Source organism: Porcipelethomonas sp., from assembly GCF_051893655.1.
Lineage (GTDB): Bacteria > Bacillota > Clostridia > Oscillospirales > Ruminococcaceae > Porcipelethomonas.
Map to the genome: position 1 here is coordinate 18,758 of NZ_JBJFHN010000126.1, position 11,346 is coordinate 30,103.

The 11,346-nt window shown below is 41.4% G+C and carries 9 protein-coding genes; 4 read left to right on the forward strand and 5 right to left on the reverse strand.

Going from position 1 to position 11,346, the window contains the following annotated elements:
* The first annotated feature begins 915 nt into the window (after positions 1-915).
* On the forward strand, positions 916-1,908 hold the full coding sequence (gene dusB, locus ACI4WO_RS07540) for a tRNA dihydrouridine synthase DusB (protein WP_439806943.1): 993 nt from the start codon (positions 916-918) through the stop codon (positions 1,906-1,908).
* Positions 1,909-1,914: 6 nt separating this feature from the next.
* On the opposite strand, the gene spoVAC is transcribed toward dusB, so the two are convergent.
* Positions 1,915-2,352 carry a stage V sporulation protein AC gene (gene spoVAC, locus ACI4WO_RS07545; protein WP_439806944.1) on the reverse strand — a complete coding sequence of 146 codons (438 nt, stop codon included), beginning with the start codon at positions 2,350-2,352 and terminating at the stop codon, positions 1,915-1,917.
* Positions 2,353-2,725: 373 nt separating this feature from the next.
* Between spoVAC and ACI4WO_RS07550 the strand changes: the two genes are divergently transcribed.
* Both ACI4WO_RS07550 and thrS read left to right on the forward strand, forming a co-directional pair.
* On the forward strand, positions 2,726-2,968 hold the full coding sequence (locus ACI4WO_RS07550) for a PF20097 family protein (protein WP_439806945.1): 243 nt from the start codon (positions 2,726-2,728) through the stop codon (positions 2,966-2,968).
* A 17-nt stretch (positions 2,969-2,985) separates the two neighbouring features.
* Positions 2,986-4,932 (forward strand): threonine--tRNA ligase, encoded by a 1,947-nt coding sequence (gene thrS / locus ACI4WO_RS07555; protein ID WP_439806946.1) that lies wholly within the window; start codon positions 2,986-2,988, stop codon positions 4,930-4,932.
* A 111-nt stretch (positions 4,933-5,043) separates the two neighbouring features.
* On the opposite strand, the gene dnaJ is transcribed toward thrS, so the two are convergent.
* The 4 genes from dnaJ to hrcA all read right to left on the reverse strand — a co-directional run bounded on the left by dnaJ (position 5,044) and on the right by hrcA (position 9,782).
* On the reverse strand, positions 5,044-6,198 hold the full coding sequence (gene dnaJ, locus ACI4WO_RS07560) for a molecular chaperone DnaJ (protein WP_439806947.1): 1,155 nt from the start codon (positions 6,196-6,198) through the stop codon (positions 5,044-5,046).
* 131 nt (positions 6,199-6,329) lie between these two features.
* The gene (dnaK, locus tag ACI4WO_RS07565; protein WP_439806948.1) at positions 6,330-8,171 is read right to left on the reverse strand and encodes a molecular chaperone DnaK; all 1,842 of its coding nucleotides are present in this window, start codon (positions 8,169-8,171) and stop codon (positions 6,330-6,332) included.
* Positions 8,172-8,206: 35 nt separating this feature from the next.
* Entirely contained in the window at positions 8,207-8,749 is a 543-nt protein-coding gene (gene grpE, locus ACI4WO_RS07570) for a nucleotide exchange factor GrpE (RefSeq protein WP_439806949.1), read from the reverse strand.
* Positions 8,742-9,782: a heat-inducible transcriptional repressor HrcA gene (hrcA, locus tag ACI4WO_RS07575; protein WP_439806950.1), complete on the reverse strand. Its 1,041-nt coding sequence runs from the start codon at positions 9,780-9,782 to the stop codon at positions 8,742-8,744. The genes grpE and hrcA overlap by 8 nt, the downstream gene beginning before the upstream one ends.
* A 285-nt stretch (positions 9,783-10,067) precedes the next feature.
* Between hrcA and ACI4WO_RS07580 the strand changes: the two genes are divergently transcribed.
* On the forward strand, positions 10,068-11,342 hold the full coding sequence (locus ACI4WO_RS07580; RefSeq protein ID WP_439806951.1) for a chloride channel protein: 1,275 nt from the start codon (positions 10,068-10,070) through the stop codon (positions 11,340-11,342).
* The last annotated feature ends 4 nt before the right edge of the window (positions 11,343-11,346 follow it).

The following is an 11,346-nucleotide window of genomic DNA, read 5'->3' on the forward strand; positions in this document are numbered from 1 at the left end:
CGTTTCAGGTATGCCCTTAAGCATAATTATACAATAATCTGTATAATATGTCAATATTTATATCAACCTTAAGAATTATTAATATTCTGATTTGATTAGCACATATTGTCAATAAAAACCGTTGACATATTTTCAATATTGTTGTATAATAATAAAAAAGGAGCATACCGATAGACGGTCACTCCCTCATGAATTGTTAAATAAACCGTTCAGTTGGTCGCTGGGGCGGTTTATTTCTTTATGTTCTTAATCACATTATCTAATGCAACGAGAAGCACGATAGCAAGAATTATATAAAATAATTCCATGTCTATCACCTCCCTGCCTGATTATTTCGCCTGCACTTTCGTGGACGATCAAGTTTCTTATGGCGTAAGGAGGTAACAACCGCCTACCGTTTCAGGTATGCCCTTAAGCATAATTATACAATAATCTGTATAATATGTCAATATTTATATCGACCTTAAAAGTTATTAGTATTCTGATTTGATTACCAAATATTATTAATAAAAACCGTTGACATATTTTCAATGTTGTTGTATAATAATAAAAAGGAGCATACCGATAGACGGTCGCTCCCGATAAAGTTAGATTATAAAAAATAACCGTCCTTATGTTGGAAGCTGAGGGCGGCTATTTCCTTTTATCATTGTTGCTGAATGCCTTATAGACAAGAAGAACATTTGATAATGCAATGATGAATTGAAAAAAATCATTCCATGTCATTGATTTTCACTCCCCTCCGGGAGTAGGATTGACCGCCTACCGTTTCAGGTATGCCCTTAAGCATAATTATACAATAATCTGTATAATATGTCAATGATTGCATCAATATTTACAGAAGCAGTTCCGGATTATTTATTCTGTCCGGAACAAATCCAAATCTTAAAAATCATGATTAACCCGGAGAATTATATGGAATACTTAAAAATCGGAAATGTTAAAATAAAAAAAACTGCCGCACTCGCACCTATGGCATCTGTTGCAGACAGATCCTACAGAATACTCTGCCGTGAATACGGTGCATGCTATACGGTAAGCGAGCTTATTTCCGCAAAGGGACTTTGCTATAATGACAAAAAAACTGCTGAGCTTTGCACAGTGACAAACGGCGAACGCCCTATGGCTTTGCAGATTTTCGGGGATGATCCGGAATTTATGAAAAAGGCAGCTGAAATCTGCATGAAATATGAACCGGATATTATAGACATAAATATGGGTTGCCCCGTACCAAAAGTAGTTAACAACAATTCCGGAAGTGCACTGATGAAAGATACCGCAAGAGCCGCTGAAATTGTGAAAGCAGTAAAAAGCGTTTCCGGAGTTCCGGTAACCGTTAAAATCCGCAAGGGGTGGGACAAAGCCCTTGTAAACGCCGCAGAATTTGCAAAGGCTATGGAACAGGCAGGAGCTGATGCTATCGCTGTGCATGGCAGAACAAAAGACCAGATGTATTCAGGTAAAGCCGACTGGGATATAATAAAACAGGTCAGGGAAAGCGTTTCAGTACCGGTAATCGGAAACGGAGATATAGACAGTCTTGAAAGCTGTCTTGCTATGTATGAACAAACGGGATGCGACCTTGTTATGATAGGACGGGCGACCTACGGAAACCCATTTATTTTCAGGGAAATTGACAGTTATTTTGAAAATCTCCCCTATTCACCACCGTCGGTTGAAGAAAGAATGGAAGTAATGCTTTATCATATCCGGCTGATACTCAGCCAGCTGGGAAAGGAAAATGAAGAAAAGGCTATGAAGGAAGCAAGAAAACATGCTTCATGGTATATGAAGGGACTTTACGGTGCAGCAGGCTTCAGGGCAAAATGTTACGGTCTCAGCACCTACGATGACGCCTTAAGACTTGCAGAAGAGTTTCTTGAACTGCAAAAACGGCAAAGCCTTTAAAAGGCTCTACCGCAGAAAGAAATAATAAACAAGTCCGTAAATCACAGAGGCTGTCGTTCCGTAAAGAATAACCGGCCCTGCAATTGTAAATATTTTTGCTCCTACACCAAGTATATAGCCTTCCGACTTTGCCTCTATGGCAGATGATACAACAGCATTTGCAAATCCTGTGATTGGTACAAGAGTTCCGGCACCGGCATGCTTTGCAAGCCTTTCATAAACTCCCAGTCCTGTGAAAAATGCACTGAGAAATACAAGAATTATCGACGCCCATGCTCCGGCTGATTCCTTGTCAGCTCCGAAATGAGTAAAGATATTCAGAATTACTTCCCCTAAAGTACAGATAAGTCCGCCTGTCAGAAAAGCCATCGGAATATTGATCCAGCTTCTGGAATTGGGTGAAGCTTTTTTGCTCATCTGGTCGTATTCCTTTTGCGTAACCATTAAACCACTTCCCTTCTATATTAGTTTGTTCCCGTTTTTTTCAAATATTCATAAAAATTTTTTTAAAACTGCTTGACAAAGTGATTAAATTGTGTTAGCATAAAATCATAAAGTTAAAGCGTTGAAAAAGGAAGATTCATAATCAAAAGCTTACTCAGAGAGGTTCTGTCACCGGCTGAAAGCAGAACTGTAACAGATTTTGAATACACCGCCTTTTGAGTCCGGCTAATCCCCGGCGTTTCGTTTGCGTTACAAAACGGCTTTTGAGGCAGAGCTGTGTTTTGGCTCTGTGAAAAAGGGTGGAACAGCGGTTATTATCGCCCCTTGGACTTTTTGCGTCCGAGGGGTTTTTTATTTGTAGGATGGTGATATTTTGATTTGTCCGGAATGCAAAAACGAAATGAAAGCAGGCATCATACCCGTGCCAAGCGGAGCAAAGTGTCCCATGCAGTGGCTGCCTGAGGACGCCTATATGAAAAAAACATGGATACCCGTTACTAAAACAGGTACTCAAAAACTGGGCGGTGAAATTCTGTCTGTAAAAACAGATGCAATGATTCCACATATTAACGCGTTTATCTGCAAAAAGTGCAGAAAAATAATAATAGATTATTAAATTTAAGGAGAATAAAAATGATAAAGCTTACATTGAAAGACGGAAGTATCCGTGAAATCGAATCCCCGGCAAGTGCTGCGGAAATCATCAAGGGCATTGGTGCCGGACTTTACAAGGCTGCATGCTGTGTTAAAATCAACGGTGAAGTAAAGGATCTGAGAACTGTAATTGACAGTGACTGCGAATTTGAAGTCATGACCTTTGATTCTGCCGAGGGCAAAAAAACATTCTGGCATACGGCTTCACATATCCTTGCACAGGCTGTAAAAAGACTTTATCCGAATACAAAGCTTGCAATCGGTCCGGCTATCGACAACGGCTTTTACTATGATTTTGACCTTGAAAAGCCTTTCACTGCTGAAGAACTGACAAAAATCGAAGCTGAAATGAAAAAAATCGTCAAGGAAGGTATTCAGCTGGAATGCTATACAATGTCTCCTGAAGATGCAATAAAATCACTGGAGGAACAGGGTGAAATCTATAAGGTTGAGCTGTGTCAGGAGCATGCTGACAAGGGCGAGCCTATTTCATTCTACAAGCAGGGCGAATTTTCTGACCTGTGTGCAGGTCCTCATCTTATGTCAACTGCTCCGGTAAAGGCTTTCAAGCTGCTTTCATGCACTGGTGCTTACTGGAGAGGTTCTGAAAAAAACAAAATGCTTTCCCGTGTATATGCTACGGCATTCCCGAAAGCTTCTCAGCTTGAAGAACACCTTAAAGCTCTTGAAGATGCTAAAATGCGTGACCACAACAAACTCGGCCGTGAGCTTGAACTGTTTACAACTGTAGACTATATCGGTCAGGGACTTCCGGTAATTCTGCCTAAGGGTGCAAGAGTTATCCAGCTGCTTCAGAGATGGGTTGAAGATGTAGAACAGAAACATGGCTATCTTCTTACGAAAACTCCGTTTATGGCAAAGCGTGAGCTTTATAAAATTTCCGGTCACTGGGATCACTATCTGGACGGAATGTTCGTTCTGGGTGACCCTGACGATGAAACCAAGGAATGCTTTGCACTTCGTCCTATGACATGTCCTTTCCAGTATCAGGTATTTTTAAACAGACAGCGTTCCTACCGTGACCTGCCGATGAGACTTGGCGAAACTTCAACTCTCTTCAGAAATGAAGACAGCGGCGAAATGCATGGTCTTATCCGTGTCCGTCAGTTTACAATCTCTGAAGGACATCTGATTCTCCGTCCTGAACAGCTGGAAGAGGAATTTAAAGACTGCCTTGAGCTTGCAAAATATTTCCTGGGAACTCTGGGACTTCTTGAGGGATGTACTTTCCGCTTCTCTCAGTGGGATCCCGCAAACCCGAACAACAAATATGAGGGTACTGCACAGCAGTGGGATCACGCACAGTCAGTAATGAAAAAGATCCTTGACGACCTCGATGTAAATTATGAAATCGGTATCGATGAAGCTGCTTTCTACGGTCCGAAGCTGGATATTCAGTACAAAAACGTATACGGCAAGGAAGATACAATTGTAACCATTCAGATAGATATGCTGCTTGCTGAAAAATTCGGTATGGAATATATTGATGTTGACGGCTCAAGAAAACGTCCTTATATAATCCACAGAACTTCTCTGGGCTGCTACGAAAGAACTCTTGCAATGCTTATAGAAAAATATGCCGGAGCATTTCCGCTGTGGCTTGCTCCTGAACAGGTACGCTTTATTCCTATTGCAGACAGACATCTGCCTTATGTAAAAGAATTGTCCGCAAAGCTTGAGGCTGCCGGCATCAGATGTACAATTGATGACAGAGCAGAAAAAATGGGATATAAAATCAGACAGGCTCAGCTTGAAAAAATTCCTTATATGCTTATTGCCGGAGATAATGAGGTTGAATCAAAGACAGTTTCAGTACGTTCAAGACGTGACGGCGATCTGGGTTCCATGACTGCCGGAGAACTTCTTGATAGATTTACCGAAGAAATTGCTTCAAAGAAAATTTAAAAATATAAAGGGGACGCTCTGCAAAAGAGAGCGTCCCCTTACATTTATACTAATTGCCGTAAAGACTAAGGGAGCTTTCAACTGAAAAAGCTCCCTTTAATTTTTATTATTTTATTGGTTAAAAAGTTCCTTAAACTTGTCAAAAAAAGTCTTTCTTTTTTCATAATGCTTTTCAGTTTCGCTCATTGAACTTTCATATTCTCTGAGAAGATCCTTCTGTTTCTTTGTAAGATTCTTAGGAACTTCAATATTTACTTTAACATACTGGTCGCCTCTGTCACTTCTGCGAAGTTTCTTGACGCCCTTTCCTTTAAGACGGAAAACTGTACCAGTCTGAGTTCCCTCAGCAATATTATATTTTACATTGCCGTCTATTGTAGGAACAGTAATCTCATCACCCAGAACCGCCTGAGTATAAGTAATCGGAATTTCACAGTGAATATCCGAACCATTTCTTACAAACAGCGGATGCGGTCTTACTGATACCACAACATTAAGATCTCCGTTTGATCCTCCGTTTAAGCCGCTGTCACCCTGTCCTCCGACTCTTAAAACCTGTCCGTCATCAATTCCGGCAGGAATATCAACATTTATAGTCTTTGAAACCTTAATTCTTCCCGTTCCGCTGCACTTGCTGCATGGATTGGAAATAACAGTACCTTTGCCGCCGCAGCGTGAACATGTTTTAGCAGAAGAAATCATGCCAAACGGAGTTCTCTGAGTAACCTTTACAGTACCTGAACCATGACAGTCCGGGCAAGTCTGCGGAGCAGAACCCTTTGCAGCACCAGTTCCGCCGCATTCACTGCACTTATCCATTCTGTTTATCTTAACATCCTGCTTCTTGCCTGTGCAGGCTTCCATAAAGCTTATGTTTACATTGGCGGTTATATCCTGTCCTCTTCTCGGAGCATTTGCATTTGAACGTGCAGATGATCTCATTCCTCCGCCGCCGAAAATACCGCTGAAAAGATCCTCAAATATATCTCCGCCGCCGAAACCGCCGGTAAATCCGCCGCCTCCTCCGCCGAAATTAGGATCAACGCCTGCCTGACCGAACTGATCATAGCGCTGACGCTTTTCCGGATCGGACAGAACCTCATAAGCCTTGTTGACTTCCTTGAATTTTTCTTCACATTCTTTATCATCAGGGTGAAGGTCAGGATGATACTTTCTTGCCATCTTTTTAAAGGCTTTTTTTATGTCATCGTCAGATGCGCCTTTCTGAACCCCCAGCACCTCGTAATAATCTCTTTCATCAGCCATAACTGACCGCACCTCTTTCCGTTTTGCCCCATGACAAAACATTCATGTGTGTTATATAAACGCCCCGGAAACTGCATTTTAAACAGCTTATGGGCGGACTTTATTGATCCGCCCTTTTTAAGCAAAAATAATTATTCAGCGTCTGTGTAATCAGCGTCTACAACACCGTCATCACCTGATGACGCACTTCCAGCGGCTGCCTGAGCTGCCTGCTGTGCTGCAGCCTGTTCTTCAGGGCTGGCATTCTGGTAAATCTTTGTTGCCAGCTCGTTGAAGGCTTTCTGGAGGTCTTCATTTTTAGCCTTGATATCATCAATATCATTGCCCTTTACAGCTTCCTTAAGAGCATTGCACTTAGCTTCAATTGAAGACTTTTCGTCAGCAGATACCTTATCGCCGAAATCATTCAGAGCCTTTTCGCACTGGAATGCAAAGTTTTCAGCATTATTCTTTGTATCAACTTCTTCTCTTCTCTTCTTGTCTTCTTCGGCAAACATTTCAGCGTCCTTGACAGCCTTGTCAATATCTTCCTTGGACATATTTGTTGAAGAAGTAATAGTAATATTCTGTTCCTTGCCTGTTCCCTTATCCTTTGCAGATACGTGAACAATACCGTTTGCGTCTATATCAAAAGTAACTTCAATCTGAGGGATTCCTCTTGGTGCAGGGGCAATACCGTCCAGACGGAATGTTCCCAGCTGTTTATTATCCTTTGCAAATTCACGTTCACCCTGGAGTACGTTAATATCAACAGCTGTCTGATTATCAGCGTATGTTGAGAACACCTGTGTCTGCTTTGTAGGAATTGTAGTATTTCTTGCAATCATAGGAGTGCTTACACCGCCTGCAGTTTCAATACCCAGTGTAAGAGGAGTAACATCAAGGAGGAGCAGACCTTCCTTAACATCTCCGCCGAGAACACCGCCCTGATATGCAGCACCCAGTGCTACACATTCATCAGGATTGATACCCTTGAATGGTTCCTTGCCCATGAAGTTTTTAACAGCTTCCTGAACAGCCGGAATTCTTGAAGAACCGCCGACCATCAGAACCTTATGCAGATCTCCGGCAGACAGACCGCTGTCTGAAAGTGCCTGTTTTACAGGTCCCATTGTGGACTGAACAAGGTCAGAAGTCAGTTCGTTGAATTTTGCCTGTGTAAGAGTAAGGTCAAGGTGCTTAGGACCTGATGCGTCTGCTGTAATAAACGGCAGATTGATCTGTGAAGTAGGAGTTGAAGAAAGCTCGATCTTTGATTTTTCTGCTGCTTCCTTCAGTCTCTGCATAGCCATCTTATCTGTTGAAAGGTCGATTCCTTCAGCTTTCTTGAATTCAGATATCATCCAGTCAATGATTCTCTGGTCGAAGTCATCACCGCCTAAGTGGTTATTTCCGGCTGTTGCCAGAACTTCTGTAACGCCGTCGCCCATTTCAATGATGGAAACATCGAATGTACCGCCGCCCAGGTCATAAACCATGATCTTCTGGTCTTCTTCCTTGTCTACGCCATATGAAAGAGCTGCTGCTGTAGGCTCGTTGATGATTCTTCTTACATTAAGACCTGCAATCTGACCTGCATCCTTTGTTGCCTGTCTCTGTGCATCTGTAAAGTAAGCCGGAACAGTAATAACTGCTTCTGTAACAGGTTCGCCCAGATAGCTTTCTGCGTCTGATTTCAGTTTCTGTAAAATCATTGCTGAAATTTCCTGAGGAGTATATGATTTTCCGTCAATGTTAACTTTATAGTCAGAACCCATGTGTCTCTTGATTGAAATAACTGTCTTTTCAGGATTTGTAACTGCCTGACGCTTTGCAACCTGACCTACCAGTCTTTCGCCTGTCTTGGAGAAAGCAACTACTGAAGGAGTTGTTCTCGCACCTTCGGAGTTCGGAATTACAACGGCGCTGCCGCCTTCCATTACTGCTACGCATGAGTTTGTTGTACCCAAGTCAATGCCTATAATTTTTCCCATGATAAATCTTCCTTTCTAATATACCATTAAAATAATCAGTTTGCCACTGCCACAACAGCGTGACGAATTACTCTGTCATTTAACATATAACCCTTCTGGAAAATTTCACATACTGTGTTTTCCCCGAAGTTTTCGTCTTCAACCTGCTTTATCGCATTATGAAGATTCGGATCAAATTCATTGCCTAAAGCTTCCATTTCTGTGACACCTATCTTTTTAAGTGCCTCTTTGAACTGATTGTAAATCATCTGCATGCCGTTTTTAAAGGCTTCATCTGCACATTCAGCTTCAATGGCTCTTTCAAAGCTGTCAAGAACCGGAAGTATGTCAGCAACGCATTTGCTTGTTGCATCTCCATAGCTTTCGATTTTTTCCTTGGCTGTACGCTTCCGGTAATTGTCATATTCGGCGTAAAGTCTCAGATATTTGTCATCAGAATCCTTAAGCTTTGCTTCAAGCTCTTCTATTTTCTCCTTTGATTCATCAGACTTCTCCTCGCCTGTTTCGATGTCGATATCCATGTCTTTATTTACCGGCTGTTCTTCTGTCTCCCGGCTGTTTTTTTCTTCATCACTCATTGTCATCTTCCTTTCCGTCCTTTTCTGAATTTTCGGAAAGCAAATCCGAAATTTTATTCGTAAAATATTCTATATAAGGAATAATTTTGGCATAGTCAAGCCTTACAGGACCTATTATACCCAGCGAACCGACTGTTTTATCACCTTTTTGGTAATTTGAAACTATCATGCTGGAATTTCCTATTACAAATCCGTCGCTTTCTTCGCTGAACATTACATGAATTCCGCTGAACGATGTGTTCAGAAGATTCTCAAGTTCCGACTTGTTATCCATAAATCTTACTATATCCATTTTATCCAGTTCATTGCATGAAAGCAAATTCCGTTCTCCCCGGACTGTAAGCTCCTTGTGGAGAAGATCTCTTGAAAGCTCATACACACCCTGAACCAGAGGCGATAAAGTAATCATATATGTTCCCATCGCTTCAACCAGTTTGTCAAGCATCTCATCGGACAAATCTGCAACTGAAATTCCCTGAAGATTTTCTTCTATATAATTTGTAAAGAAATCAAGCTGTTCATGAGTAAGATCAAATTCCAGACGGCATGCTTTATTTTTTATACTTCCGTCAGAAGTGATAAGCAGTATAACATAAAGCCTTTTTCCCGTAGGAACAACTTCCACCTTTGAAATAACCGAAAATTTCGGTACTTCATTGGAAGCTACTACCGCACACTGTGTAAGCTCTGCAAGAGCCGTAGCAGCACTCTGGATTATAAGATCCTCTGTAAACGCTCCGTTTTCCTCAAGCATGTGATCAAGCCGTTCAACTTCTTCTTCCGGCAGCTCATGAGGCTTCATTATCTTTTCAATATAAAGCCTGTATCCGCTGAATGTCGGAATTCTTCCGGCAGATGTATGAGGCTGTTCAAGATATCCCAGCTGTTCAAGCATTGCCATATCGTTTCTGACTGTTGCGGCGGAAACGTTGATGTCGGGAAGTGAAGCTATAGTTTTTGAACCTACAGGTTCGCCGGTCAGAATATATTCATCTATGACAGCAGCAAGAATTTTAAGTTTTCTGTCATTCAAATCCGGCGCCTCCTTAATCACTGGTAGTTGCAATTTTTAAGTGCTAGCACTCAATCTCCCTGAGTGCTAATTATAATTTATCACTATTGCAGGCAATTGTCAAGGGGTTTTAGCATTTTCATCACTATGCACAAAAAATCTTTTTCATCAGCTTGCTTATATAGTAAAACTATCTCCATAAAGCTTTCCTGAAAAGAAAGCTTCAAAACGTGAAACTGTTGACAAGACCTGTATAAACGAGTATCATATATTATAGGTAGATTATTTTAGTATCTGGAGCTAAAAATGAAAAAAATTATTTTAAGAATATTAAAGAATATAAAAGACTGGCTGCCCGAAACGTTCGGGAGTTTTTTCAAATGGATTATACTGTCATTAATAACCGGCACAGCAGTAGGAATTGTGTCTGCTGCTTTTCATATATGTCTGGAAGAATCAGCAAAAATAAGAACAGAACATCCTGTTATAATACTTCTTCTGCCTATAGCAGGTCTTCTGATTGTCGGAATTTACCGGCTGCTTAAACTTACTCATGACAAGGGTACAAATATGGTTCTTGTTGCGGTAAGAGACGGCGAAAATATGACATGGAGAAATACACTCAGTATTTTTACCGGTTCTGTGCTTACCCACTTAACCGGAGGCTCTGCCGGACGTGAAGGTGCTGCTCTTCAGATAGGAGGAAGCATAGGCTCTCAGCTGGGGTTGTGGCTGAAGCTTAAAGAACAGGATCACAGGCTTATTACAATGTGCGGTATGAGTGCAGGATTCTCGGCACTTTTTGGTACTCCTGCCGCTGCCGCTTTTTTCTCAATGGAGGTTATAAGCGTAGGCATTATGCATTATTCTGCAATAGTTCCGTGTATTATTGCAGCACTGACCGGATTTAAAATCTCCTCATATTTCGGAGTAGCACCCATGGCAGTCAGCATAAAGCCGGACGAGATAACTGGTATGGTATTTATAAAAGCGTCGGTTATAGCCGTTTTGTGCGGACTTCTTAGCATAGTGTTCTGCTTTGTACTGAAAAATGCCGGACGGGTATACAAATACTTTATAAGAAATCCGTATCTGAGAATTTTTATCGGAGGTATGATTGTAACAGTACTGACATTTATCTGTCATACATATGATTACAATGGTGCCGGAGGAGAAGTAATTGTCCGTGCATTCAACGACCCTGCTCCGTTTTATCAGTTTATTTTAAAGCTGATTTTTACCGCACTGACCCTTGGTGCCGGATTTAAAGGCGGAGAAATTCTCCCGGCATTTTTTGTAGGTTCAACTTTCGGCAGTTTTCTTGCACCTTTACTGGGTATTGACTGTTCTCTGGGTGCTGCCATCGGACTTTCATGCCTTTTCTGCGGAGTTACAAATTGTCCTGTAACAGCAGTATTTTTGTGTGCTGAGCTTTTCGGGGTAAAATATCTTCCGGTATATCTTCTCACATGCGGTATATCCTACATGCTTTCAGGCTATGCAGGTCTTTACAGCGAACAGAAAATACTGGATTCAAAGCTTGAGCCTAAATTCATTGATAAAAAAGTAGGAAAAAAATAACAAG